Origin of the sequence: Cupriavidus necator N-1 (assembly GCF_000219215.1) — a bacterium.
Taxonomy (GTDB): Bacteria; Pseudomonadota; Gammaproteobacteria; order Burkholderiales; family Burkholderiaceae; genus Cupriavidus; species Cupriavidus necator.
This window is the reverse complement of sequence record NC_015726.1, coordinates 3,218,814-3,244,935: the sequence shown is the minus strand read 5'-3', so window position 1 is coordinate 3,244,935 and position 26,122 is coordinate 3,218,814. Positions and strand designations below refer to the sequence as shown.

At 66.4% G+C, this 26,122-nt stretch carries 24 protein-coding genes; 14 read left to right on the top strand and 10 right to left on the bottom strand.

The annotated features are described in order from the left end of the window. The first annotated feature begins 50 nt into the window (after positions 1-50). Positions 51-752 carry a monofunctional biosynthetic peptidoglycan transglycosylase gene (mtgA, locus tag CNE_RS15210; RefSeq protein WP_041228464.1) on the top strand — a complete coding sequence of 234 codons (702 nt, stop codon included), beginning with the start codon at positions 51-53 and terminating at the stop codon, positions 750-752. 61 nt (positions 753-813) lie between these two features. Here the strand turns inward: mtgA and corA are convergent, their stop codons facing one another. Beyond that, positions 814-1,779 carry a magnesium/cobalt transporter CorA gene (gene corA / locus CNE_RS15205; protein WP_013957984.1) on the bottom strand — a complete coding sequence of 322 codons (966 nt, stop codon included), beginning with the start codon at positions 1,777-1,779 and terminating at the stop codon, positions 814-816. Between the two features lie 583 nt (positions 1,780-2,362). Next, positions 2,363-3,262: a DMT family transporter gene (locus CNE_RS15200; RefSeq protein ID WP_013957983.1), complete on the bottom strand. Its 900-nt coding sequence runs from the start codon at positions 3,260-3,262 to the stop codon at positions 2,363-2,365. 187 nt (positions 3,263-3,449) lie between these two features. Between CNE_RS15200 and pyrF the strand changes: the two genes are divergently transcribed. Then, entirely contained in the window at positions 3,450-4,268 is an 819-nt protein-coding gene (pyrF, locus tag CNE_RS15195; protein ID WP_013957982.1) for an orotidine-5'-phosphate decarboxylase, read from the top strand. 74 nt (positions 4,269-4,342) lie between these two features. Here the strand turns inward: pyrF and CNE_RS15190 are convergent, their stop codons facing one another. The 3 genes from CNE_RS15190 to thiL all read right to left on the bottom strand — a co-directional run bounded on the left by CNE_RS15190 (position 4,343) and on the right by thiL (position 6,571). Next, on the bottom strand, positions 4,343-4,840 hold the full coding sequence (locus tag CNE_RS15190) for a CinA family protein (protein WP_013957981.1): 498 nt from the start codon (positions 4,838-4,840) through the stop codon (positions 4,343-4,345). 57 nt (positions 4,841-4,897) lie between these two features. Then, the gene (locus tag CNE_RS15185) at positions 4,898-5,464 is read right to left on the bottom strand and encodes a phosphatidylglycerophosphatase A family protein (protein ID WP_013957980.1); all 567 of its coding nucleotides are present in this window, start codon (positions 5,462-5,464) and stop codon (positions 4,898-4,900) included. A gap of 126 nt (positions 5,465-5,590) precedes the next feature. After that, on the bottom strand, positions 5,591-6,571 hold the full coding sequence (thiL, locus tag CNE_RS15180) for a thiamine-phosphate kinase (protein WP_041228463.1): 981 nt from the start codon (positions 6,569-6,571) through the stop codon (positions 5,591-5,593). Positions 6,572-6,973: 402 nt separating this feature from the next. Here thiL and CNE_RS15175 point away from each other — a divergent pair, with 402 nt between their 5' ends. The 3 genes from CNE_RS15175 to CNE_RS15165 all read left to right on the top strand — a co-directional run bounded on the left by CNE_RS15175 (position 6,974) and on the right by CNE_RS15165 (position 10,677). Beyond that, positions 6,974-9,298 carry an NADP-dependent malic enzyme gene (locus tag CNE_RS15175; RefSeq protein WP_013957978.1) on the top strand — a complete coding sequence of 775 codons (2,325 nt, stop codon included), beginning with the start codon at positions 6,974-6,976 and terminating at the stop codon, positions 9,296-9,298. Between the two features lie 393 nt (positions 9,299-9,691). After that, on the top strand, positions 9,692-10,063 hold the full coding sequence (locus tag CNE_RS15170) for a ribonuclease domain-containing protein (RefSeq protein WP_011616017.1): 372 nt from the start codon (positions 9,692-9,694) through the stop codon (positions 10,061-10,063). Then, complete coding sequence (locus CNE_RS15165; RefSeq protein WP_013957976.1) at positions 10,060-10,677, top strand: barstar family protein; 618 nt, start codon at positions 10,060-10,062, stop codon at positions 10,675-10,677. The genes CNE_RS15170 and CNE_RS15165 overlap by 4 nt, the downstream gene beginning before the upstream one ends. An 83-nt stretch (positions 10,678-10,760) precedes the next feature. Here CNE_RS15165 and CNE_RS15160 read toward each other — a convergent pair whose 3' ends face one another. From CNE_RS15160 to CNE_RS15150, 3 genes are read right to left on the bottom strand one after another with little or no spacing between them, the layout of a single operon-like run. Beyond that, on the bottom strand, positions 10,761-11,384 hold the full coding sequence (locus CNE_RS15160; protein ID WP_013957975.1) for a YidB family protein: 624 nt from the start codon (positions 11,382-11,384) through the stop codon (positions 10,761-10,763). A 59-nt stretch (positions 11,385-11,443) separates the two neighbouring features. Then, complete coding sequence (locus tag CNE_RS15155) at positions 11,444-12,196, bottom strand: 16S rRNA (uracil(1498)-N(3))-methyltransferase (RefSeq protein ID WP_013957974.1); 753 nt, start codon at positions 12,194-12,196, stop codon at positions 11,444-11,446. Beyond that, entirely contained in the window at positions 12,196-12,624 is a 429-nt protein-coding gene (locus CNE_RS15150) for a VOC family protein (RefSeq protein ID WP_013957973.1), read from the bottom strand. The genes CNE_RS15155 and CNE_RS15150 overlap by 1 nt, the downstream gene beginning before the upstream one ends. 302 nt (positions 12,625-12,926) lie before the next feature. On the opposite strand from CNE_RS15150, the gene tkt reads away from it, so the two are divergent. Then, entirely contained in the window at positions 12,927-14,960 is a 2,034-nt protein-coding gene (gene tkt / locus CNE_RS15145) for a transketolase (RefSeq protein WP_013957972.1), read from the top strand. Positions 14,961-15,044: 84 nt separating this feature from the next. After that, complete coding sequence (gene gap, locus CNE_RS15140; protein ID WP_010813209.1) at positions 15,045-16,043, top strand: type I glyceraldehyde-3-phosphate dehydrogenase; 999 nt, start codon at positions 15,045-15,047, stop codon at positions 16,041-16,043. Positions 16,044-16,112: 69 nt separating this feature from the next. Here the strand turns inward: gap and CNE_RS15135 are convergent, their stop codons facing one another. Next, positions 16,113-16,724: a flavin reductase family protein gene (locus CNE_RS15135; protein ID WP_013957971.1), complete on the bottom strand. Its 612-nt coding sequence runs from the start codon at positions 16,722-16,724 to the stop codon at positions 16,113-16,115. A 296-nt stretch (positions 16,725-17,020) separates the two neighbouring features. Between CNE_RS15135 and CNE_RS15130 the strand changes: the two genes are divergently transcribed. Then, positions 17,021-18,016 carry a LysR family transcriptional regulator gene (locus CNE_RS15130; RefSeq protein WP_013957970.1) on the top strand — a complete coding sequence of 332 codons (996 nt, stop codon included), beginning with the start codon at positions 17,021-17,023 and terminating at the stop codon, positions 18,014-18,016. 95 nt (positions 18,017-18,111) lie between these two features. On the opposite strand, the gene fur is transcribed toward CNE_RS15130, so the two are convergent. Further along, positions 18,112-18,543 (bottom strand): ferric iron uptake transcriptional regulator, encoded by a 432-nt coding sequence (fur, locus tag CNE_RS15125; RefSeq protein WP_010813212.1) that lies wholly within the window; start codon positions 18,541-18,543, stop codon positions 18,112-18,114. 245 nt (positions 18,544-18,788) lie between these two features. Here fur and CNE_RS15120 point away from each other — a divergent pair, with 245 nt between their 5' ends. From CNE_RS15120 to CNE_RS15095, 6 genes are all read left to right on the top strand, one after another. Beyond that, positions 18,789-19,403 (top strand): outer membrane protein assembly factor BamE, encoded by a 615-nt coding sequence (locus CNE_RS15120; RefSeq protein ID WP_013957969.1) that lies wholly within the window; start codon positions 18,789-18,791, stop codon positions 19,401-19,403. 111 nt (positions 19,404-19,514) lie between these two features. Continuing rightward, positions 19,515-20,312 carry a 4-hydroxy-tetrahydrodipicolinate reductase gene (dapB, locus tag CNE_RS15115; RefSeq protein WP_013957968.1) on the top strand — a complete coding sequence of 266 codons (798 nt, stop codon included), beginning with the start codon at positions 19,515-19,517 and terminating at the stop codon, positions 20,310-20,312. 182 nt (positions 20,313-20,494) lie between these two features. Continuing rightward, complete coding sequence (gene leuS, locus CNE_RS15110) at positions 20,495-23,116, top strand: leucine--tRNA ligase (RefSeq protein WP_013957967.1); 2,622 nt, start codon at positions 20,495-20,497, stop codon at positions 23,114-23,116. 34 nt (positions 23,117-23,150) lie between these two features. Then, the gene (locus tag CNE_RS15105) at positions 23,151-23,666 is read left to right on the top strand and encodes an LPS-assembly lipoprotein LptE (RefSeq protein ID WP_013957966.1); all 516 of its coding nucleotides are present in this window, start codon (positions 23,151-23,153) and stop codon (positions 23,664-23,666) included. Between the two features lie 7 nt (positions 23,667-23,673). Next, positions 23,674-24,732: a DNA polymerase III subunit delta gene (gene holA / locus CNE_RS15100; protein WP_013957965.1), complete on the top strand. Its 1,059-nt coding sequence runs from the start codon at positions 23,674-23,676 to the stop codon at positions 24,730-24,732. Between the two features lie 88 nt (positions 24,733-24,820). Beyond that, entirely contained in the window at positions 24,821-26,101 is a 1,281-nt protein-coding gene (locus CNE_RS15095; protein ID WP_013957964.1) for a glutamate-5-semialdehyde dehydrogenase, read from the top strand. Positions 26,102-26,122: the final 21 nt, after the last annotated feature.

Below are 26,122 nucleotides of genomic sequence, written 5' to 3'. Positions count from 1 at the left end.
ACCGCAACCGCACGGCCAGCGCCGCGCCGGCCCGTGCCGTGTTCAACCCGGTGCGCTGGCTGGGCTACCTGCTCGGCTGCGTGGCCGCGGGCGTGGTGGCGATGCAGCTGTACTTCTTCGTGCAGATCGCCTCGTGGCAGTACATCAACCCGACCACCACCACCTTCATGCGCGCCGAGCGCTGGCGCCTGTGCGGCATCAACGTCTGGAACTGCGGCCTCGACCGGCAATGGGTGCCTTACGACCGCATCTCGCGCAACCTCAAGCGCGCGGTGATCGCCAGCGAGGATGCCGACTTCGTCAACCACCCCGGCTATGAGCTCGATGCCATGCTCGATGCGTGGGAGCGCAACAAGAAGCGCGGGCGCATCGTGCGCGGCGGTTCCACCATCACGCAGCAGCTGGCCAAGAACCTGTTCCTGTCGTCCGAGCAGCACTACCTGCGCAAGGGCCAGGAACTGGCCATCACGTGGATGCTCGAGTTCTGGCTGGACAAGCAGCGCATCTACGAGATCTACCTGAATTCGGTGGAGTGGGGCGAGGGCGTGTTCGGCGCGCAGGCCGCGGCGCAGCACTACTTCCGCACCGGCGCGGACAAGCTCAGCGTGGGCCAGTCCGCGCGCCTGGCCGCGGCGCTGCCTGCGCCCAAGTGCTTCGACAAGAAGGAGTACTGCGCCAACGTGCGCGTGAACTTCCGCGCCAAGGCGGGCATCATCGCGCGGCGGATGGGGGCAGCCACGCTGCCCGACTGAGGGTTTGCTCCCCTCTCCCGCGCGCGGGAGAGGGGAGCGAGGCAGCGGCAGATTCAGCGCCTCAGCTCAGCCAGCCCTTCCTGCGGAAATACACCAGCGGAATCGCCGCCGACACCGCCATCAGCGCAATCGCCCACGGATAGCCCGCGGCCCAGTCCAGCTCCGGCATGAACTTGAAGTTCATGCCATAGATGCTGGCGATTAGCGTGGGCGGCATCAGCGCCACCGACACCACCGAGAACAGTTTGATGATCTTGTTCTGGTTGATGTTGATGAAACCGACGGTCGCGTCCATCAGGAAGTTGATCTTGTCGAACAGGAACGCGGTGTGGTTCTCGATCGAGTCGATGTCGCGCAGGATCTGGCGGGCCTCGTCCTGCTGCTCGGCCGACAGCAACTGGCTGCGCATCAGGAAGGACACCGCGCGGCGCGTGTCCATCACGTTGCGGCGGATGCGCCCGTTCAAGTCTTCCTCGCGGGCGATGGTTTCCAGCACGTCGGCGGCGGCGGCATCGGTCACGTTCTCGGCCAATACGCGGCGGCTCGCTTCTTCAAGCCGCTCGTAGATTTCCTCGATCGAGTCGGCGGAATATTCGGCGTCGGTCGCGTACAGGTCCATCAGCACGTCCTTGGCATTGCGCACCGAGCCCGGGCGCATACGCGCGCGCAGCCGCACCAGCCGGAACACCGGCAGGTCTTCGTCGTGGATGGAGAACAGTACGTCGCGCGTGAGCACGAAAGCCACGCGCACGTTGCGCGATAAGGCCTCTTCCTCGTCCAGCAGGAAGTCGGTGCGGATATGGATATTCTCGTCCTCGCCCTCGAAATATCGCGCGGACGCTTCCAGGTCGCCCAGGTCCTCCAGTTCGGGAAGGGCAACGCCATAGGCTTCCTTGATCCAGTTCAGTTCCTCGTCGTCGGGATTGACGACATCGATCCAGATCGGCTTGTGCTGCAGCAGCTCATTGCGCTCGTCGACCTGCTCCTGGGCAAGCCGGCCTTTCTGCAGGACGAACAGGTTGATCATCCCCGGGATTCCTTATTGCTGATTGCGACGAAAAACAAAGACAAGCGCGAAGACAAGCGCAGGCGGCTCGCCGCATTCCCAGGTAGTCCGTCATGCCCTGCATGGCCTGGCGAGACGCCGGAAGGCGCCCTGCCAGGGCCGGGCCACGGGCAAGCGTGATCGCGCTGTACCGCGGCTGCCGGACGCAACGGACTCGGCGGGCGGTACAAGGCGATGGCGTTTGCCTGGGTTGGCTGGCTAGCCGGGAGAGGGAAAATCCGCACGCGGTGCGGCGCGCATGGATGGCGCCGCCGGTGGCACGGAAAGACACTCGCCCGCAGTTCTGCTGCGGGCGAGGCCGACGAGGCGCGGAGCCGGGTGCTCCGGGCGGGTCGTCGTTACGCAGCCCGCAGTGACATGGCATTCGCAGAGGTCGCAGCGCTGCTGCGGCAACTCGAACACCCGATGCTACTGCCCACGTAATTTCTCCGGGATTGTGATGGCCGCGAGTGTAGCCCAACGTTGGGTGGCTTGTTAAGTGAAATCTCCGCGCACACGGCCCGCTGTTGCCCTCTCACGACCGGGGGGCGCGCCCACCCGGCGATCAGCCCAGCACGCCCTGCAGCCGGCGCCACAGCAGCGGCGCCAGCATCACCGAGGACAGCGCCAGGAACATCAGCACGATCGCCGCGTAATCCTGCCAGTGCGGCTGCTCGCCCAGCATCCACATGCCCGAGAACACGCCGACCACCGGGATGAACATGATCGACAGGCTCGATACCACCGGCGGCAGGCTGCGCGCCAGCCCGAACCAGACCAGGTGGCAGAAGGCGAAGACCACCACCGCGTTGTAGGCGATGGCGCCCCATTCGATGGCCGTGGGCATGCGCCAGCCGTCTTCCAGCAGCAGCGAACCGGCCGCCAGGAAGGGCAGGGTCACGGCCAGCATCCAGAACGTCATGGCGCCGATGGGCACGTCGGTCTGGGTGCGCTTCATCAGCTGGGTGCCGAAGCCCCAGCCGGCCGCGGCCAGCAGCATCAGCAGCGTGCCGGCCGGGCTGCCGGTCAGCGCGGTGATCTCGCCGGAAAGCAGCAGCACCGTGCCGGCCAGCGCGCAGCCGATGCCCAGCCAGGCCCAGGCGCCAATGCGTTCGCGGAAGAACACCAGGCCCCAGACCACTGCCCAGATCGGCATGGTGTAGCCCAGGATGGCGGCGCGGCCCGAGGACAGCATCTTGACCGCGCAGATCGCAAACAGGTGCCAGATCACCATGTTGGGAATGGCCAGGCGGACCACCGTGCCCCATTCGCGCCGCGGCACGGCCAGCGAATCGCCGCGCAGCCGCAGCGCCAGCCCCAGCGCCACCAGCCCGCCCGCCATGCACAGCATGCGGAAGCCCAGTGCCGGAAAGTGCGCTACGCCTACCTTCATGATGGGCCAGTTGATGCCCCAGGCAAGGGTGAGCACGACAAGCAGGAAGATACCGCGGCGATCGAGAGACATGACGGGGCGCGGCTGTGCGTCATGCCGCGCTTTGTTTTGAGAGGAAGCGCAAAACGATAGCACGCAGCGGGTAAAATTGCCGGAAGCGACATATGCTGCAGGGGTGAGAGGTTTTCACGCCGCTGCGGCCAACCGCGCCGGTCGCGGCCAATGGGGCGCCGGCGCCACCAGGATATTCCGAGTACCCATGACTTTCACCGAGCAGCTTGCTGCCGCCTGGCAGCGCAACGATTCCCTCCTGTGCGTCGGGCTCGACCCTGACCCGCAGAAGCTGCCGCTGTCCCTGACCGGGGCGGGCGGCGCCATCTTTTCGTTCTGCCGCGAGATCGTTGACGCCACCGCCGACCTGGTCTGTGCCTTCAAGCCGCAGATTGCGTACTTCCACTCGCAGCGCGCCGAAGACCAGCTCGAGCAGCTGATCCACTATATCCACGACGCCCACCCCGGCATCCCGGTGATCCTGGACGCCAAGCGCGGCGACATCGGCTCGACCGCCGAGCATTACGCGCTGGAGGCCTTCGAGCGGTACAGGGCTGACGCGGTCACGGTCAGCCCGTACATGGGCTTCGATTCGATGCAGCCCTACCTGGCCTACCCGAACCGCGGCGTAATCGTGCTGTGCCGCACCTCCAATCCGGGCGGCTCGGACGTGCAGTTCCTGCAGGTCGACGGCAAGCCGCTGTACCAGCTGGTGGCCGAGGCTGCGCGCGAGCGCTGGAACACCACCGGCCAGATGGGCCTGGTGGTCGGCGCGACCTTCCCCAACGAAATTGCGCGCGTGCGCCAGATCGTCGGCGACATGCCGCTGCTGATCCCGGGCATCGGCGCCCAGGGTGGCGACATCGAGGCCACGGTCAAGGCGGGGCGCACCGCGGACGGCACTGGCATGATGATCAACTCGTCGCGCGCCATCCTTTACGCCAGCCGCGAGAAGGATTTTGCGTCTGCGGCGCGCAATGTCGCGCTGCAGACGCGCGAGACTATCAATCGCTATCGCCACGGCTGAGGCCGGGCACAGAAAAAAAACCGCGCCGGAGACGGCGCGGTTTTTTACTGGGCGGAGGTTGCCGGCCGCCGGCTTCAGGCCTCGTTCCGGATCAGCTCCAGCAGCCCCCGCATGGCATGCTCGGCCGCCTGCCGGCGGATCTGGCCGCGGTCGCCGCGAAAGCGCTGGGTCTCGGTATGCGTGGTAATGCGGTTGCTCCAGCCGAAGCAGACCATGCCCACCGGCTTTTCCGGGGTGCCGCCGTTGGGGCCGGCCACGCCGGTGACGGACAGCGCCACCTGAGCGCGGCTGTTGAGCAGCGCGCCTTCGGCCATGGCGCGCGCCACTTCCTCGCTGACCGCGCCGTGGTCGCGGATCAGCTTGGCGGGCACGCCCAGCATGGTGGACTTGGCCTCATTGGAATAGGTGACGAAGCCGCGCTCGAACCAGCCGGACGAGCCGGATACATCGGTAATGGCGGCAGCCACCAGCCCGCCGGTGCAGGATTCGGCAGTGGCCAGCATCAGGGATTTGTCGGCAAGGGCGACGCCGGCCTGGATGGCGAGCTGGTCGAGCAGGCGGCTGACAGACATGGTGGATACAGGGTAGTTTTGGGGGGAATCAGCTTGTCATGGCTGGCGATGCGTGGCTCAGAACGAGCGCCACAGCGCAAACACCAGCAGCGTATAGAAGGCCGCGAAGATGTCGTCGAACATCACGCCAAAGCCGCCGCGCAGGCCCGGGCCCTTGAGCGTGCGGTCATAGTGGCCGATTGGCGCCGGCTTGGCGATGTCGAACAGCCGGAACCACAGGAAGGCGGCAAACTGCCCCCAGAAGCCGGTCGGCATGACAAAGGCCAGCACCAGCCAGAAGGCAACGATCTCGTCCCAGACCATGCTGCCATGGTCGTGCACGCCCATGTCGCGCGCCGTGCGCGCGCACGCCCACAGGCCGACCAGGAAGCCGCCGGCGATGATCCACAGCCAGGTGGTGGGCGCGATCCACAGCGAAATCACCACGAACGACAGCCAGCCGTAGAGCGTGCCGACCGTGCCCGGCCCAACGGGCGACAGGCCCGAGCCGAAGCCGAAGGCGATCAGGTGGGCCGGATGGGCCAGCATGAAGCGCGCGCTCGGGCGCGTGACCTTGACGGTCTGGCCGGCTTCCAGGGTCAGGGCGGGGTCGCGCGGCGCGGCCCCGGGAGGGAAGGTGGACATCAAAGTTGGCTCGTGTGATGCAGTTACTGCTTATGGTTATGGCCGGCTTGCACTGCCATGCCTGCGGGACTCCCGCGCCCGCGCAGCGCGCCGATGCCGGCATCATGACATGCCTGTGACCCGGTGTCAGGGGGCAGCGAAATGGTCGAAGCTGGCGCCTTCGTACCGGGTCGGGTTGCCGGCACCGTCGACCAGCCGCAGGCCGGGCTCGGGCGTGATCGCGCCGACACGTGTGAGCGGCAGCGCCAGGCGTTCGCTGATCGCCGCAATGGCGTCGCGGTTGCCGGCGGGCGCAGTGAAGCACAGCTCGTAGTCGTCGCCGCCGGCCAGCACGCATTCACGCTGGATCGCGTCCGGCTGGCCGGCCAGCACCGCCGAGCGCGGCAGCGCATCGACGTCGACCAGCGCGCCGACTTGCGAGCGTTCCAGGATATGGCCCAGGTCGCCGACCAGGCCGTCGGAGATGTCGAGTGCGGCATGCGCCATGCCGCGCAGGGCCATGCCCAGTGCCACGCGTGGCGTGGGCGTGTCCATGCGCGGGCGCACCTGGCTGAACTCGGGCTCCGGCAGCAGCCATTCGCCGCGGCAGTCGCCCAGCGCCAGGCGGGCGTCGCCAAGCGTGCCGGAAATCCAGATATCGTCGCCGGGCCGGGCGGCGTCGCGGCGCAGCGCGGCACGCAGCGGCACATCGCCGAACACCGTCAGCGAGAGCGTCAGCGGACCGCGCGTGGTGTCGCCGCCGACCAGTTCGCAGCCGTGGGCGTCGGCCAGCGCCAGCATGCCGTCGGCCAGTTCGGCCAGCCAGGCGGGGTCGGCCTCGGGCAGGGCCAGCGCCAGTGTGAACGCGCGCGGCTCGGCGCCCATGGCGGCCAGGTCGGACAGGTTCACGGCCAGCGCCTTGTGGCCGAGTGCGCGCGGCGCCATGTCCGGGAAGAAATGCCGGCCGCTGACCAGCATATCGGTGCTGATGGCAAGGTGATGGCCGGGGCGGCCCTCAATCAGCGCGCAGTCATCGCCTACGCCGAGCGCGGCCTTGCGCACCGGCCGCGTGAAATAGCGGCGGATCAGGTCGAACTCGGAAAGCTGGGCTGGCTGGGCGTGGGACATCGTCGTCGGGAAGATCCGCCCCGCCGGGTGGACGGGATCGGAAGGGCTGCGCGTTGCGCGAAGATGATTGGCGATCCGGGGCAATCCCTCGGCGCCGGCGCAGCGCGTCAGGATGGGGTGCGCTCGGCATTTCAGCAAGATACTGCCGCGCTCGACAGCCATGACCGCCACGCGGTGCGCCACTTCTGCGGGCAGGCGCTACGCTTGCTGGTATTGCCCCGGAGGATGGGGCATATTGTACCGAATCGCAAAGGTGCCCCAAGCAAAACGCTTATTGTGAAATAGTATTTCACTATATAAAATGCTGGGTTCCAAAGGAAGAGAAGGGCGGGCACGTGGAGCCGGTCCGCCGATCGTCCCCTGCCTCGTCAATGACGGCTCCACCGATTGGAAGATGCGCCGATGACCAGCCCTCAGCAGTCCCCGTCCCAAGACGATCTGAAACAGCAGCAGCGTGAGGCGCTGCGCAAAGCGGCGCTCGAGTACCACGAGTTTCCCACCCCCGGCAAGATCTCGGTCACGCCGACCAAGCCGCTGTCGAACCAGCGCGACCTGGCCCTGGCCTATTCGCCGGGCGTGGCCGCCGCTTGTGAAGAGATCGTTTCCGATCCGGCCAACTCCTTCCGCTACACCGCCCGCGGCAACCTGGTCGCGGTGATCACCAACGGCACCGCCGTGCTGGGCCTGGGCGACATTGGCGCCGCGGCTTCCAAGCCGGTGATGGAAGGCAAGGCTGGCCTGTTCAAGAAGTTTGCCGGTATCGACGTGTTCGATATCGAGGTCGACGAAAAGGACCCGGAGAAGCTGGTCCAGATCATTGCCGCGCTGGAGCCCACCTTCGGCGGCATCAACCTGGAAGACATCAAGGCACCGGAGTGCTTCTACGTCGAGCGCAAGCTGCGCGAGAAGATGAAGATCCCCGTCTTCCACGATGACCAGCACGGCACCGCCATCGTGGTGTCCGCGGCCATCATCAACGGCCTGAAGGTGGTCGGCAAGGACATCAAGAAGGTCAAGCTGGTAGCCTCGGGCGCCGGCGCGGCCGCGCTGGCCTGCTTGGACCTGCTGGTCGATATCGGCCTGCCCATCGAGAACATCTGGGTGACGGACCTGGCCGGCGTGGTCTACGAAGGCCGTACCGAGCTGATGGACCCGGAAAAGGCGCGCTTCTGCCAGAAGACCGACAAGCGCAAGCTGGCCGAAGTGATCGACGGCGCCGACATCTTCCTGGGCCTGTCCGCCGCTGGCGTGCTCAAGCAGGACATGGTCCAGCGCATGGCCGACAAGCCGCTGGTGCTGGCCCTGGCCAACCCGAACCCGGAAATCGCGCCGGAGCTGGTCAAGGAAGTGCGCCCGGACGCGGTGATGGCCACCGGCCGTACCGACTACCCGAACCAGGTCAATAACGTCCTGTGCTTCCCGTTCATCTTCCGCGGGGCGCTGGACTGCGGCGCCACCACCATCACGCGTGAGATGGAAATCGCCGCGGCCAATGCGCTGGCCGAGCTGGCACGCCAGGAGCAGAGCGACATCGTCGCCACTGCCTATGGCATCCAGGACCTGTCGTTCGGCCCCGAGTACCTGATTCCGAAGCCGTTCGACCCGCGCCTGATCGTCAAGGTGGCGCCGGCCGTGGCCGAGGCCGCGATGAAGTCCGGCGTGGCCGCCCGTCCGATCGAGGACATGGACGCCTACCGCCTGCAGCTGCAGCAGTTCGTGTACCACTCGGGCACGCTGATGAAGCCGATCTACGCCGCCGCGCGCAAGGTCGAGATGGAGACGAAGCGCATCGTCTTCGCTGAAGGCGAGCAAGAGCGCGTGCTACGCGCGGTGCAGGTGATCGTTGACGAAAAGCTGGCCAACCCGATCCTGATCGGCCGCCCGGCCGTGCTGCAGCACCGCATCGAGCGCTTCGGCCTGCGCCTGCGCGCCGGCGTGGACTTCACCGTGGTCAACCCCGAGCACGACGAGCGCTTCCGCGACTACTCCGACGCCTACTACCGCATGATGGCGCGCGAGGGCATCACGCCCGAGTACGCCAAGCTGGAGCTGCGCCGCCGCACCACGCTGATCGGCGCCATGCTGGTCAAGAAGGGCGAGGCCGACGGCATGATCTGCGGCACCGTCAGCAACACTGCGGCGCACCTGCGCTATATCGACCAGGTGCTGGGCGGCACCAACAAGGTCTACGCGGCGATGAACGGCTTGGTGCTGCCGGGCCGCCAGATCTTCCTGGTGGATACGCACGTCAACGTCGACCCGACCGCCGAAGAACTGGCCCAGATCACGCTGATGGCCGCCGAGGAACTGAAGCGCTTCGGCATCGAGCCCAAGATCGCGCTGCTGTCGCATTCGAACTTCGGTTCGTCCGAAGCGCCTTCGGCCCGCAAGATGCGCGAAACCCTCGCCATCCTGCGTGATCGCGCCCCGGACCTGGAGATCGACGGCGAAATGCACGGCGACAGCGCGCTCGACCAGAAGCTGCGCGACCAGCTGGTGCCGGACGGCGCGCTCAAGGGCGAAGCCAACCTGCTGGTGTGCCCGAACATCGACGCGGCCAATATCTCGTACAACCTGCTCAAGGTTGCTGCGGGCAACAACGTCGCGATCGGGCCGATCCTGCTGGGCGTGAAGGCGCCGGTGCACATCCTGACGCCGTCGGCCACGGTGCGCCGCATCGTCAACATGACCTCGCTGGTCGTGGTGGACGCCGCTGCCAAGCGCTAAACCGCCTGGTAGCGCCGGTTGCATGGCCGGTAGCAGGCCATTGTGACGAAAAGCCGGGTTCGCCCGGCTTTTTTTGCATCCATATATGCATGGTTAGTATGCGCACACATACGCTTAACATATTGAAACAATTGAAGAATTATCGGTGCCGCCGGGCCGGGATTGCTTAATTTCGTGCATGCGCGTAACCTTACGCCTTTGATACAGGCGCTCGCCATGAGCGCCCCGGTACGGCCGGCATCCATCGCGCTCCTCTACGGGTAGCGCAGGGCGCTGGCCAGGGTGGCCCGGACAGATAGATCGTCTACCCAACCAGCGGCAGGCTCGATTTCCGGTTCAACCAAGACAAGCAACGTGGGTTTCCAAGTTTCTCTGATGCGGCACGCAACGCGCATGCTGGCCCGGTCCATGACCGGCGCGGCGCTGGTGCTGGCCCTGGCGCAGCCGACACTGGCGCGGCAGGTGCAGACCGAAGGGATGGGAACCATTGCAGTGCAGCAGTTGCCCAACGATGCACGGCAGACCCTGGAGCGCATCGAAGCCGGCGGCCCGTTCCTGTATGACAAGGACGGATCGAGATTCGGCAATTACGAGCGCATCCTGCCGCAACGTGAACGCGGGTATTACCGCGAATACACGGTCAAGAGCGCCAGGAGCCGGAACCGGGGAGCCAAGCGGATCGTCTGCGGCGGGGAACAACGCGCTGCCAACGATTGTTACTACACGGAAGATCACTACAACAGCTTCAAACGGATACTCAAATGATGACTGACATTTTCGGATTGGGCGACGCCCTTGCCGCCCGCGAAGAGCGCGGCGCCGGAGATGGCTGGCAGCGGGCTCAGCAGCAGGCCCAGAACCTATACGACAACGTGCTGATGATGCCGAGCCAGGAGCTCATGCAAAAACTCCCGCCCGCGACCGCGCCCGTGGCCATGCCCGCCGGTCCCGGTTGGAATGACGGCACCAGCGAGGGGGCCATGAATCTGTTCAAGACGGTGCGTCCGAACATCGTCCAGTCGATCCGCGCCTTCCGCGTGCCTGAGCTGGCCCAGGCGGCCGCCGATCTCGGGCAGCATTTCCTCTATGCCAATTGCGCCCATTGCGCGAGCAAGGCCGAGATCCTGGAAACCATCGCCACGTCGTTCACCTTCCCGAAGCACTTCGGCAAGAACTTCGACGCGCTGGCTGACTGCCTGACCGACATGATCTACAAGGCCGGCCCGCAGCCGGGCTTTGTGATCGTGCTGGAAGGCCTGCCGATTGCGCAGAAGTTCGACAAGGAAGGGCGCGAGGTGCTGCTCGACGTATTCCGCGACGCCGCCGAGTTCTGGGGCGAGCGCAAGGTGCAGTTCCGGGTGTTTTATTCGTTCGCCTGATTGCGCTGGCCTGGCCGTTCCACGGTATAGCAAGCAAGAAGCCCGCATCAGCGGGCTTTTTGCTTTCCGGCGAGGTGCTGGCCTTACTCCTGCGCCGGCAGATGCCCATGTGGCGTGAGCCGGTCGATCAGCTCCGGCAGCCCTTCGCTCAGTTGCGCGGCCACGTCGTCCTGCGACATGCCGGTGGTCTGTGCCAGCGATTCGAGCGCGCCGGTGTCGCCCAGCGCGCTGCTCAGCGCCGACGGCGTGACCGGCTGGTTGGCGCCGCTGCCGATCCACGAGTTCACCTGCTCGCCCAGCCCGGCCTGCGCCAGGATCTGCTGCAGCGCGCCGATGCCGCCGGCGGCCGCACCCAGCGCCTGGCTGTTGGCCGGCGCGCCACCCTGGCCGCCAAGCAGGCCGCCGAGCAACGAGCCAAGATCCAGGCCGCCGGTGGCGCCGCCGGGCGCCGCGCCGGCACCGCCGCCGCCGAGCATGCCGCCCAGCAGCCCGCCGAGGCTGCCCAGGCCACCCAGTCCATCATCGGCCGCCGGCGCATCGCCCGCGCCGCCGCCGGCTTGCCCGCGGCCGCGCATGGCCAGCGTTGCCAGCAGGCCGAGCGCCATCATCAGCTTGGGGTCGAGCCCGCCGCCGGTATCGCCAGCCTCGCCGCGCGCGCCGCCGAGTTGTCCGAGCACACCGCCCAGCACGCTATCGAGTAGTCCCATGGTCGACTCCTTTCAGTCAGGGTTGCAAGGTTGACGCGATGACCGGATGGCCGCCGCCGTCAGAATCCGCCAAGCAAGGCATTAAGGGTTGCCAGGCATGCCAGCCCGGCGGTTTCAGTACGCAGGATGCGGGGGCCGAGCGACACGCCGGTGAAACCCGCTTGCCTTGCCGCCTGCTCCTCCTCGGGCGCCAGGCCGCCTTCGGGGCCGATCAGCAGCGTGACGCCGCCGGCCAGCAAGGCTTCGCGTTGTTCGGCGATGAACGCCGGCAGCGAGTACGTGGCGCGCGGCGATACCAGCAGCCTGGCACCGCCAGCCGCGGACTGCGCCAGCCATGTTTCAAAGTTAGCGACCGGCGCAACCTCCGGCAAGCGGTTGCGTCCGCATTGCTCGCAGGCGGCCTGCACCAGTGCCTGCCAGTGCGCGTGGCGCTTGTGCGCGCGCTCGCCCGACAGGCGCACCACCGAGCGGCTGGCCTGCAGCGGCTGGATTGCCGTGACGCCCAGTTCGACCGCCTTTTCGATCAGCCAGTCCATCTTGTCGCCGCCGGCCAGGCCCTGCGCCAGCGTGACGCGGAAGGGCGGCTCGGCTTCGGCCGCGTCATGCGCGCCGATGCGCGCCAGCGCGTGGCGCTTGCCCAGCTCGACCAGCGTGGCCGCGTGGCTGCCGCCGCGGCCGTCGAACAGCGTCATGGCGTCGCCCGGCACCAGGCGCAGCACCTGCGCGTGGCGCACCACCGGCTCGGGCAGCGGGAAATCGGACTCGGCGGCCAGGACGGTGTCTGTGCCGCCGACGAAGAAGCGAGGTGCCATCAGCTTGCCTGGCCTGCTGCCTGGTCCAGCGGTTTGCCGAAGCCCCAGCGGTAGCCGTCGGGATCTTCGACCATGCAATAGCGGTCGCCCCAGAACTGGTCGGCCGGCGCCATCAGGCTGACCGCGCCGGCGTCGACCGCGCGCTGGTGCATGGCGTCGACATCGTCGCAATAGACATAGAAGGTCTGCGGGCACTCGACGCCCAGCGAGCGCGGCGTGCGCGCGGTGCTGCCCCAGGCGCCCTCGGGCGCGAACATCACCACCAGCTGGCCCTGGTAGTGCATCTCGGCATGGGTCGGCACGCCGTTTTCGTCGACCACGTTGCCGGCGGCGAAGCCGAAGGCTCGGCTGTAGAAGTCCAGTGCGGCGCGCCCGTTGGCGACGGTCAGGTAGGGGGTGAGCCAGGGGGTGTTGGCCGGTCTGGTCATGATCGTCTCCTGAGTGCGGGAAACCCGGCGCGGCTGGCGTGCCGCGCGGTGCGAGAGTGCATCTTACGCGTGCCGCGCTACGCTGTCGAAGTGCGGCGCAGCGGCCGGCCGGGCTGGTTGGGGTGAAGCATCAGGCATGTCCGTGGCCGGATAGTTCCGATGACCGGGGGCGGGGGGCGCATGGGGCTTGCGGTGATCGCCCTCGCTGCGCCGCAGGCGCTGTCCGGGAGTCCGGAAAACCCCCTAGCTTCTGCTAAAATTGCGGTTTTCCTGCCGTCAGGCTCACGCCCGAATCCGCCAGAATGTCCGCCCTTGCCCATCCCGCCACAAGTCCTTTTGCTTCCCAGCCCGCCAAGCTGATGGCCGACGCCATCCGCGTGCTTGCCATGGACGCCGTCCAGCAGGCCAATTCCGGCCACCCCGGTGCGCCGATGGGCATGGCAGACATCGCCGTGGCGCTGTGGGGCCGGCACCTGAAGCACAACCCGAGCAACCCCCAGTGGGCCGACCGCGACCGCTTCGTGCTGTCCAACGGCCACGGCTCGATGCTGATCTATGCGCTGCTGCACCTGACCGGCTACGACCTGCCGGTCGAAGAGCTGAAGAATTTCCGCCAGCTGCACAGCAAGACCGCCGGCCACCCGGAATACGGCATCACCCCGGGCGTGGAAACCACCACCGGCCCGCTCGGCCAGGGCATCACCAATGCCGTCGGCATGGCGCTGGCCGAACGCCTGCTGGGCGAAGAATTCAACCGCCCCGGCTTCGACATCGTCAACCACCACACCTATGTCTTCCTCGGCGACGGTTGCCTGATGGAAGGCATCTCGCACGAAGCCAGCTCGCTGGCCGGCACGCTGAAGCTCAACAAGCTGATCGCGCTGTGGGATGACAATGGCATCTCGATCGACGGCGACGTGGTGCACTGGTTCAACGACGATACCCCGAAGCGTTTCGAAGCCTATGGCTGGAACGTGATCCGCGGCATCGACGGCCATGACGTGACCGCCGTCGACATGGCGATCTCGCAGGCCAAGGCCAGCGACAAGCCGACCCTGATCTGCTGCCGCACCAAGATCGGCAAGGGCGCGCCCAATAAGGAAGGCGGCCACGACGTGCACGGCGCCCCGCTGGGCGGCGCCGAAGTGCTGGCCACGCGCGAGGCGCTGGGCTGGGCCCACGCCCCGTTCGAAGTGCCGGCCGCGGTCTACGACACCTGGGACGCCAAGGCCAATGGCCAGGCGCTGGAGCGTGCCTGGAACGCGCTGTTCGATGCCTACGCCGAGCGCCACCCGTATGAGGCCGGCGAGTTCCGCCGCCGCATGAAAGGCGAGCTGCCGGGTTCGTTCGACGCCGCCGTCGAAGCATTCATCGCCAAGTGCGAGGAAAAGGCCGAGACCATCGCCACCCGCAAGGCCAGCCAGAACACCATCGAGGCCTTCGGCCCGGTGCTGCCCGAGTTCCTCGGCGGCTCGGCCGACCTGACCGGCTCGAACCTGACCAACTGGTCGGGCAGCCAGGCCGTGCGCGTGGATGCCTGGGGCAACCATATCAACTACGGCGTGCGCGAGTTCGGCATGAGCGCCATCATGAACGGCATCACGCTGCATGGTGGCTACATTCCCTACGGCGCCACCTTCCTGACCTTCTCGGACTACAGCCGCAACGCGCTGCGCATGGCGGCGCTGATGAAGATCCGCTCGCTGTTCGTGTTCACCCATGACTCGATCGGCCTGGGCGAAGACGGCCCGACCCACCAGTCGATCGAGCACGTCGCCAGCCTGCGCCTGATCCCGAACATGGACGTCTGGCGCACCGCCGACACCACCGAGACCGCCGTGGCCTGGGCCGAGTCGATCCGCCGCGAGAACGGACCGAGCTGCCTGATCTTCAGCCGCCAGAACCTGCCGTTCCAGCGCCGCGACGAAACCACCCGTGCCAACATCGCGCGCGGCGGCTACGTGCTGCGCGACAGCGTCAACCCCAAGACCAAGCGTCCGGACGCCGTGATCCTGGCCACCGGCTCCGAAGTGGGCCTGGCCGTTGGCGCCGCTGACGCACTGGCTACCGAAGGCGTGCATGTGCGCGTGGTCTCGGTCCCGGCCACCACCGTGTTCGACAAGCAGGACACCGCCTACAAGGCCAGCGTGCTGCCGGCCGGCGTGCCGCGCGTGGCGGTCGAGGCGGGCGTGACGGACTTCTGGTGGAAGTACCAGGTCCAGGCGGTGGTGGGCATCGACACCTTCGGTGAATCGGCCCCGGCCGGCGTGCTGTTCAAGCACTTCGGCTTTACCGTCGACAACGTGGTCCGCACGGTGAAGGACACCCTTATCTAAGCATCCGGGCGCTGGAGCCGCGTGGTGCGCCGCGCGGCAGCAGCGGCGCCCACAGGTTTCAATCGATCCTCAGGAGAGACAGTCATGACCATCAAGATCGGCATCAACGGCTTCGGCCGCATCGGACGCATGGTGTTCCGCGCCGCAGTCGCCAACTTCAAGGACATCGAAGTCGTTGGCATCAACGACCTGCTGGAGCCCGACTACCTGGCGTACATGCTGAAGTACGACTCGGTGCACGGCCGCTTCGACGGCGAAGTGTCGGTCGACGGCAACACCCTGGTCGTCAACGGCAAGAAGATCCGCCTGACCGCGGTCAAGGATCCGGCCGAGCTGAAGTGGGGCGAGATCGGCGCCGACGTGGTGGTCGAGTCGACCGGCATCTTCCTGACCAAGGAAGGCGCGCAGAAGCACCTCGACGCGGGTGCCAAGAAGGTGATCATGTCGGCCCCGTCCAAGGACGACACCCCGATGTTCGTGTACGGCGTGAACCACGAGTCGTACAAGGGCGAGGCGATCATCTCCAACGCCAGCTGCACCACCAACTGCCTGGCACCGGTGGCCAAGGTGCTGAACGACAAGTGGGGCATCAAGCGCGGCCTGATGACCACCGTGCACGCTGCCACCGCCACCCAGAAGACCGTTGACGGCCCGTCCAACAAGGACTGGCGCGGCGGCCGCGGCATCCTGGAGAACATCATCCCGTCGTCGACCGGCGCTGCCAAGGCCGTGGGCGTGGTGATTCCGCAGCTGAACAAGAAGCTGACCGGCATGTCGTTCCGCGTGCCGACCTCGGACGTGTCCGTGGTTGACCTGACCGTCGAGCTGGAAAAGTCGGCGACGTACGAAGAAATCTGCGCCGAGATGAAGGCCCAGAGCCAGGGCGCGCTCAAGGGCGTGCTGGGCTACACCGAAGACAAGGTCGTCGCCACCGACTTCCGCGGCGATGCCCGCACCTCGATCTTCGACGCTGAAGCCGGCATCGCGCTGGACGGCACCTTCATCAAGGTCGTGAGCTGGTACGACAACGAGTGGGGCTACTCGAACAAGGTGCTGGAAATGGTCCGCGTCGCGGCCAAGTAATCCGGCAGCTACCGCAGTCAAGAAAAACGCGCCTTCGGGCGCGTTTTTCATTTTCCGGCGCAGTGATGTTCAGGCAGCCGGGCGGGGGGCCAGCGGGCGCGCGTCGACTGCGTCGCCGTCCACCAGGAAATGGCCGCCAGCCACATGGTGGATGGTGCGCAGCGCATCATGGCCGTCGAAATGCCAGCGCCCGTTGCTGAACACGCGCGCGTCGGCGTGCGCGGCCACGACTTCGCCAAGGAACAGGTCGTAGGTCTGCTGCGTGGCCGGTTCCGGCAGCAGCCGGCATTCCAGCCAGGCCGCGCAGCCGTCCAGCAGCGGCGCGCCGACCACCGTGCCGGCAAAGGTGCCCAGGCCGTAGGCGTCGAACTTGTCGGTGCCTTCCTGCTCCATCAGCGCTAGGCCGGAGCTGGAGCCCAGCGCCTCGGTCAGGTCGACCTGGCTGACGGTCGGGACCTGCAGCACGAACTCGCCGCTGTCTTCCAGCAGGCGCCGGGTCCAGGTGCTCTTGTCCAGCACCACTGCCACCTTGGGCGGGGAAAAGTCCAGCGGCATGGCCCAGGCGGCGGCCATGATATTGCGCTTGCCGGCGGCGGCGGCGCTGACCAGCACGGTGGGGCCGTGGTTCAGCAAGCGGTAGGCTTTCGGGAGTGGTACGGGGAGGCGGAAATGTTCAGGCATGATGGCCGGGATCGAGCCGTCGGAAAAGAATGATAAAAATGGAAGCGGCGGACCCACTATACGCCGATGCACTGATGGATGCTGCAGCGCGGGAAATGTCCACAAATGCGGTCATTAGTGGAAAAAACGCGCAATTTTTCAGAATTATGTCGTAGACGGCCATTTTAGAAATGCCGAATTTGCTTTCCGAGCTTGTTTTTTCCTCTTACACTATTAAGACGCCGTTGAAATCTGATGTGCAGCCAGTGCAAGTGGTGGGGCCATCTAGCTAAGAATAATCTGACCGAGGCCTGATCATGGTGAACGTAGACACGAAGCTTTTAGTGATCTTCACCGAACTACTGAGCAAGCGAAACGCCACTTATGTCGCGGAAAAGATGCATATGACCGCTCCGGCCGTATCGCACTCGCTGGGCAGGCTGCGTGAAATCTTTGACGATCCCCTCTTCATCCGCGTCCCGCACGGCCTGACGCCAACGCCGCGTGCGCTGGAACTGGGCCCGAAGATCCGCGACATGCTGGACTTGTGGTCGTCGATCAACGAGGGTGATGCCGACAATTTCGATCCGGCCATTGCCACCGGCACGCTGAGCATCGGCTTTGCCGCCGAGCTGGGCGACACGGTATTCAACCGTTTTGTGCTGCGCATCAAGCAGCTGGCGCCGGACCTGCATATCAAGCTGGTCGAATCCCATTCGTGGGAAACGGACGTCGCCTCGATGCGCGCCAACGAGCTTGACTTGGCCTTTTCCCCGTTCCCGACCCGCCACCCGGAAATCGTCGAGGAGATGGTGACGTCGCTGAACCTGTGGGTTTGCGCGCGCAAGAGCCATCCGGTGCTCAAGAACCACTGCTCGCTGGAGCAATACCTGGATTGCGGCCATATCTTCATGGCGCATTCCGGCGGCGCCGGCCGCCCGGCGCCGTCGCTGATCCCGCTCGACTACGCGCTGCAGCAGCGCGGGCTCAAGCGCAATGCGACGCTGACGGTACATTCATGGCGTGCCCAGGCCGAACTGGCCTCGCAGACCGACATGATCTTCACCGTCAATGCGCTGACCAAGGACATGGCCTGCGAGACCTATGGCCTGAAGGCGTTCCCGCTGCCGGCGGAACTGAACACCACGCTCGGCCTGAACATGTTCTGGCACCGCAGCCGCAACACCCATCCGATGCTGGTGTGGGCGCGCAGCCTGTTCCGCCAGGTGGTGGGCGAGTTCGTCGGCCTGCCGCCGGCACGCCCGGCACGGGTGGTGACCGAACAGGACCTGCAAGACCTGCAGGCGCCCTGAGCAGCAGCATCCTGCGGCGAGCAGCCCAAACAAAAAACCGGCGCCAGGCGCCGGTTTTTTGTTGCCGTCTGCGCTCCGCTGGGGAGCGTGCAGGCTTATCGTTTGGGTCTGTGGGGACAGTCTGTTTTGGTGCAATTGCCGTACAGCGACAGTGCATGTTCCTGCAGCGTAAAGCCGCGCTCGCGCGCGATGCTTTGCTGGCGGTGCTCGATTTCAGAGTCGAAGAACTCCTCGACGCGGCCGCAGTCGAGGCACACCAGGTGATCATGGTGCTTGCCTTCGTTGAGTTCGAAAATCGCCTTGCCGGATTCAAAGTTGTTGCGCGAGAGCAGGCCTGCCTGCTCGAACTGGGTCAGCACGCGGTAGACGGTTGCCAGGCCGATATCCATATGCTCGTTCAGCAGGATACGGTAGACGTCTTCCGCGCTCAGGTGCCGCTGTTCACTGGTCTGAAAAATTTCAAGAATCTTCAGCCTGGGCACGGTCGCCTTCAGGCCGATGTTCTTGAGGTCCGCCGGACTCGGCATGTGGGTGACTCCCTAGAGTACAATGACTGAATAGTTGAATCATAAGGGTTTTGGCAGCAAAAGTCGCTCGCGGTAGTGATGTCCCAAGTCGGCATCACGCGCCCGGCACAGTTGCCGTCCCATGTGGTTGTCGCGGCAGGCGCAACAGGCGTGTGTGGTGCAATCGGCGCATTTTGCGCCGTTTTTGTGCCCGCCTTGCGGTACCTTGCCGCGGTACTTTTCTTTCCCTCCCGGAAGCGAGATACATGCGTTCTATCCGTTCGTCCGCCATGCGCCCGACGCTGGTTGTCTCCCTGCTGGCCGCGGCCCTGCTGGCCGGCGCCTGCTCAGCCTACGATTCCACCTCGCGCAAGGTAGCCAACGCCATTACGCCGTACCGGATCAACATCGTGCAGGGCAATTTCGTCTCGCGCGAGGCCGTGTCGCAACTGCGCGAAGGCATGACGCGCGACCAGGTCAAGTTCCTGCTCGGCACGCCGCTGCTGAATGACGTGTTCCACGCCGACCGCTGGGACTACGTGTTCTCGTTCCGCCGCGGCAATACCCCGGTGGTGCAGCAGCGCCGCTATACGGTGTATTTTGAAGGCGACCGGCTGGTCAAATTCAGCGGCGATGAACTGCCGTCCGAGTATGAGCTGATTGCCGAGATCGACGGCATGAAAAAGGCGTTGAAGGACCAGACGCCGGGCAAGATCTCCACTGGCGCGCCAGCCACCGCGGCCGCACCGGCCGAACCGCAGACCACGGTGGAGAACTTTGTGCCGCGGCAGGCACAGCAGCCGGAAGCGGCACCCGCCGCTGCGGCATCGCCGGCCCAGGCCACCGCGCCGGCCGAGGCCCCCAAGCCGGCCGCCAACTGATCCGCCACACGGCGCGCCGGCGGCGGCGCGCCCTCAGTTTTCCGGGCCGGCCAAGCATGGCCGGCTCGATCACTTTCCGCGCATTGCGCATATTCCGCTGAGCCAGACACCATGAACATCGCCATTGCAGGCGCATCGGGCCGCATGGGCCGCATGCTGATCGAACACGTGCTGAACACCGAGGGCGTGAGCCTGGCGGGCGCGCTCGACGTGCCGGGCTCGCCGGCGCTGGGCCAGGACGCCGGCCTGCTGCTGGGCCGCCAGACCGGCGTGGCGATCAGCGCCGATGTGGAAGCGGTGCTGGCCGGCGCGGACTGCCTGATCGACTTCACCCGCCCCGAAGGCACGCTGGCCCACGTGGCCGCGGCTAAGAAACTGGGCGTGAAGATGGTGATCGGCACCACCGGCTTCGACGAGGCCGGCAAGGCCGCGCTGGCCGAGGCCGCCAGGTCGATCGGCATCGTCTTTGCCGCCAACTTCAGCGTCGGCGTCAACGCCACCTTCAAGCTGCTGGAAGTGGCCGCCAGGCTGCTGTCGACCGGCTATGACATCGAAGTGATCGAGGCGCACCACCGCTTCAAGGTCGACGCCCCCTCGGGCACCGCGCTGAAGATGGGTGAAGTGATTGCCGATGCGCTTGGCCGTGACCTCAAGACCTGCGCCGTCTATGCCCGCGAAGGCCACACCGGCGAGCGCGACCCCAACTCGATCGGTTTTGCCACCGTGCGCGGCGGCGATATCGTCGGCGACCACACCGTGATGTTCGCCGGCATCGGCGAGCGCATTGAGATCAGCCACAAGTCGTCCAGCCGCCAGTCGTATGCCGACGGTGCCGTGCGCGCCGCCCGTTTCCTGGCCGACAAGCCCAACGGCCTGTTCGACATGCAGGACGTGCTGGGCCTGAAGTAAGGCGCGGCGGGGCGCGCAGGGCCGAAACTGGCCTGCCGCCACGGTTATAATCGTCTTCTTTCGCATTGCACGCCCGGCGGGCGCCGCGCAAGCGGCGCGCCCGCTGCTCTCATTCCAACGATTCCCCCGGATGCCGGCAGGCCAGTTGCCGCGCAAACGTTGTCCTGACTGCTGTCCCGACCATGCAAGACAAATACCTTCCTTCCGCCGTTGAACAAGCCGCCCAGCAGCACTGGCAAGCCATCGACGCCTATCGCGTGTCGGAGCATGCGGCCGGGGCCGACGGCAAGGAAAAGCCCAAGTTCTACGCCTGCTCGATGCTGCCGTATCCGTCGGGCAAGCTGCACATGGGCCACGTGCGCAACTACACCATCAACGACGTGATGGCGCGCTACCTGCGCATGAACGGCAACAACGTGCTGATGCCGATGGGCTGGGACGCCTTCGGCATGCCGGCCGAGAACGCCGCGCTGAACAACGGCGTGGCGCCGGCGGCCTGGACCTACGACAACATCGCTTACATGAAGAAGCAGATGCAGTCGATGGGCCTGGCGATCGACTGGTCGCGCGAAGTCGCCACCTGCAGCCCGGACTACTACCGCTGGAACCAGTGGCTGTTCCTGAAGATGCTGGAAAAGGGCATCGCCTACCGCAAGACCGGCACCGTCAACTGGGACCCGGTCGACCAGACCGTGCTGGCCAACGAGCAGGTCATCGACGGCCGCGGCTGGCGTTCGGGCGCGGTGGTGGAAAAGCGCGAGATCCCGATGTACTACCTGCGCATCACCGAGTATGCGGAGGAACTGCTGGGCGACCTGGACCAGCTGGGCTGGCCCGAGCGCGTCAAGGTGATGCAGCAGAACTGGATCGGCAAGAGCGTGGGCGTGCGCTTTGCGTTTCCGCACGACATCCCGGGCGAGGACGGCAAGCCGATCAATGACGGCAAGCTGTACGTGTTCACCACGCGCGCCGACACCATCATGGGCGTGACCTTCTGCGCGGTCGCCGCCGAGCACCCGCTGGCCACGCACGCCGCACTGAACAACCCCGAACTGGCTGCCTTCATCGACGAATGCAAGCACGGCTCGGTCATGGAAGCCGACATGGCGACCATGGAGAAGAAGGGCATGCCGACCGGCCTGCAGGTGGTGCACCCGCTGACCGGCGAGAAGGTCGACGTGTGGGTCGGCAACTACGTGCTGATGAGCTATGGCGACGGCGCCGTGATGGGCGTGCCCGCGCACGATGAGCGCGACTTCGCCTTCGCGCTCAAGTACAAGCTGCCGATCAAGCAAGTCATCGACGTGAAGGGCCAGCCTTACTCGACCGAAGCCTGGCAGGAATGGTACGGCGACAAGGAAAACGGCACCTGCATCCACAGCGGCAAGTATGACGGCCTCGGCTACCAGGCCGCGGTCGAAGCCATTGCCGCCGACCTGGGCGCCAAGGGCATCGGCGAGAAGAAAGTGACCTGGCGCCTGCGCGACTGGGGCATCTCGCGCCAGCGCTACTGGGGCACGCCGATCCCTCTGATCCACTGCGACAGCTGCGGCGTGGTGCCGGTCCCTGAGAAAGACCTGCCGGTGGTGCTGCCCGAAGACCTGGTGCCGGACGGCACCGGCAACCCGCTGGCCAAGGATGCACGCTTCCTGCAGTGCACCTGCCCGTCGTGCGGCAAGCCGGCGCGCCGCGAGACCGACACGATGGATACCTTCATCGACTCGTGCTGGTACTACATGCGCTATACCTGCCCGGACGCGGCCACCATGGTCGATGCGCGCAACGATTACTGGATGCCGATGGACCAGTACATCGGCGGCATCGAGCACGCGATCCTGCACCTGCTGTACGCACGCTTCTGGACCAAGGTCATGCGCGACCTGGGCCTGGTCAAGTTCGACGAGCCCTTCACCAACCTGCTGACGCAGGGCATGGTGCTCAACGAGACCTACTACCGCGAAGACGCCTCGGGCAAGAAGCACTGGTACAACCCGGCCGAGGTCGACCTGCGCACCGACGAGCGCGGCCGCCCGGTGGGCGCCACGCTGATCGCCGACGGCCAGCCGGTGGTGATCGGCGGCGTCGAGAAGATGTCGAAGTCCAAGAACAACGGCATCGACCCGCAGGCGCTGATCGACCAGTACGGCGCCGACACCGCGCGCCTCTTTGTGATGTTCGCCGCGCCGCCGGAGCAGCAGCTGGAATGGAGCGGCTCGGGCGTGGAGGGCGCCTCGCGCTTCCTGCGCCGCGTGTGGAACTACGGCTATGCCAATGCCGCGGCCATCCGCGACGGCGCCGGCGGCACGCCGACTGCCGATGACGCCGAGCTGCGCCGCGAGATCCACGGCGTGCTCAAGCAGGCCAACTACGACTACCAGCGCATCCAGTACAACACCGTGGTGTCCGCCACGATGAAGATGCTGAACGCGCTGGACGACGCCAAGACCGCTTCGCCGGCCGCGCGCCGCGAGTGCTTCGGCATCCTGCTGCGCGTGCTGTACCCGGTGGTGCCGCACGTCACCCACGGCCTGTGGGACCAGCTGGGCTACGCCGCCGAAGCCGGCGACCTGCTCGACGCCCCGTGGCCGCAGGTCGATGAAGCCGCGCTGGTGCGCAGCGAGATCGAACTGGTGCTGCAGATCAACGGCAAGGTGCGCGGCAGCATCACCGTGCCCGCCGACGCCGACCGCGCCGCCATCGAGGCAACCGCCGCCGCCAGCGAGACCGTGGCCAAGTTCGCCGAGGGCAAGGCGCCGAAGAAGATCGTGGTGGTGCCCGGCCGCCTGGTCAACGTGGTGTTGTAAGCTGGTCTCGGAACCTGACAAGGAATCGCCAAGAATGAAGCGACTGAACATGGGGCGCCGCAAGGTGCTCGCGGCAATGCTGGCAGTGCCGGCAACAGGCCTGCTGGCCGGCTGCGGCTTCCACATGCGCGGCAACTCGGATTTCGCCTTCAAGCGGCTCTATATCGGGATTCCGGCCAATTCGCTGATGGGCGCGGACCTGCGCCGCGCCATCCACGGCGGCTCCGACACCCAGGTGGTGGTCGACCAGAAGGAGGCCGACGCGCTGCTGGACGTGCTGCAGGACACCCGCACCAAGTCGATCTTGTCGATCACCACCACCGGCGTGGTGCGCGAATACCGCCTGACACAGCGCTTCACCTTCCGCCTGCGCGACGCCGCCGGCAAGGAACTGATCCCGCCGTCGCAGCTGGTGCTGACGCGCGACCTGACCTACAACGAAGCCAACACGCTGGCCAAGGACTACGAAGAGCAGCAGCTGTACCGCGACATGCAACGCGATATCGTGCAGCAGCTGATGCGCCGGCTGGCCGCCGTCAAGGCCATCTGATCACGGCATGCAGCTCAAGCTCGACGGGCTCGACGCACACCTGCGGCAGGCGAAGGCCAAGGGCCTGGCGCCGCTGTACGTGGTGCACGGCGACGAACACCTGCTGGTGCTGGAGGCCGTCGACCGCCTGCGCGCCGCGGCGCGCGAAGCCGGCTTCTCCGAGCGCGACGTGCTGGTGGCCGAGCGCGGCTTCCACTGGGGCCAGCTGGTCGAGGCGCAGCAGTCGATGTCGCTATTCGGCGACCGCAAGATCGTTGAACTCCGCATCCCGTCGGGCAAGCCCGGCAAGGACGGCGGCGAGGCGCTGCGCGCCGTGGCCGCCCAGCCGTCGCCCGACGTGGTGCTGCTGGTGACGCTGCCGCGGCTGGATTTTGCCGCGTCCAAGTCGGCCTGGTTCCAGGCGCTGGAAGGCGCCGGCGTGTCGATCAAGGTCGACTCCGTGGACCGCACCCGGCTGCCGGCCTGGGTCGGCGAGCGGCTATCGCTGCAGCAGCAGCGCGTCGAGGGCGGCGAGCCTGGCCGGCGTTCGCTGCAGTTTATCGCCGACAAGGTCGAGGGCAACCTGCTGGCGGCGCACCAGGAAATCCAGAAGCTGGGGCTGTTGTACCCGCCCGGCGAACTCACCTTCGACCAGGTGCACGATGCGGTACTGAACGTGGCCCGCTACGACGTCTTCAAGCTGTCTGAATCGATGCTTTCTGGCGACGTGCCGCGGCTGGTGCGCATGCTCGAAGGGCTGCGCGGCGAGGGCGAGGCCACAGTGCTGGTGCTGTGGGCGCTGACCGAGGAAATTCGCGTATTATCCAAGGTCCGGCAAGGGCTGGCGGCCGGCAAGCCGGCGGGCGTGCTGATGCGCGAGCTGCGCGTCTGGGGCCCGCGCGAGCGGCTGGTGCCGCAGGCCGCGCAGCGCCTGGCGCAGCCAAGGCTGGACGCGGCGCTGGCGCTGGCGGCGCGGCTGGACCGCCAGGTCAAGGGCCTGTCGGACCTGCCGCCACCGGGCGGCAGCCCGCTGCCGGCGGAACCATGGGACGGGCTGCAGCAGCTTGCCCTGATGATCGCGCGCTGAACGCGCAACTCCACAGGTTTGCTTCCCCCGCCGCGTGCGGCGGGGGGACGGAAAACACACTGACGGCCACCACCCCAGGGCCACTGACATGAACGAGCTCGACCTCAACCAATACATGGACCGCGTCGGCCGCCAGGCCCGCGCCGCGTCGCGCGCCATGGCGCGTGCCTCCACGGCCGACAAGAACCGCGCGCTGCTGACCATCGCCGCTGCCATCCGCCGCGATGCCGACAAGCTCAAGGCGGTCAACGCGCGTGACGTTGAACGCGCCCGCGCCAACGGCCAGGACGCCGCCTTTATCGATCGCCTGACGCTGTCGGACAAGGCCATCGCCACCATGGCCGCGGGCCTGGAGCAGATCGCCGCCCTGGCCGACCCGATCGGCGAGATCTCGAACATGAAGTTCCGCCCGACCGGCATCCAGGTCGGCCAGATGCGCGTGCCGCTGGGCGTGATCGGCATCATCTACGAGTCGCGCCCGAACGTGACCATCGACGCCGCGGCGCTGTGCCTGAAGTCGGGCAACGCCACCATCCTGCGCGGCGGTTCCGAAGCAATCGAATCCAACACCGCGCTGGCGGCGCTGGTGGCCGAGGGCCTGTCCGCGGCCGGGCTGCCGTCCGAGGCGGTGCAGGTGATCGAGACTACTGACCGCGCTGCCGTGGGCCGGCTGATCACGATGACCGAATACGTCGACGTGATCGTGCCGCGCGGCGGCAAGAGCCTGATCGCGCGGCTGATGGAAGAAGCGCGCGTGCCGATGATCAAGCACCTGGACGGCATCTGCCACGTCTATATCGACGCCGCTGCCGACCTGGACAAGGCCGTGCGCGTCTGCGACAACGCCAAGACGCAGCGCTATGCGCCGTGCAACACCATGGAGACGCTGCTGGTGTCGCAGGACATCGCCGCCGCCGCGCTGCCGCCGCTGTGCCGCATCTACCAGGAGAAGGGCGTCGAACTGCGCGTGTGCCCGGCCACCCGCGCCACGCTGGAAGCGGCGGGCTTCACCGGCCTGGTCGATGCCGCGGAGGAAGACTGGCGCCTGGAATACCTGGCCCCGATCCTCGCCATCAAGACCGTGGCCGGACTGGACGAGGCCGTCGCCCATATCAACGAATACGGCTCGCACCATACCGATTCGATCATCACCGAGAACTACTCGGCGGGCATGCGCTTTATCCGCGAGGTCGATTCGGCCAGCGTGATGATCAATGCCTCGACGCGCTTTGCCGATGGCTTCGAGTACGGCCTGGGCGCGGAAATCGGCATCTCCAACGACAAGCTGCATGCACGCGGCCCGGTCGGGCTGGAAGGGCTGACGTCGCTGAAGTACGTGGTATTCGGGCACGGCGAGATCCGCACCTGACGCTCGCGCGCCAACAACAAT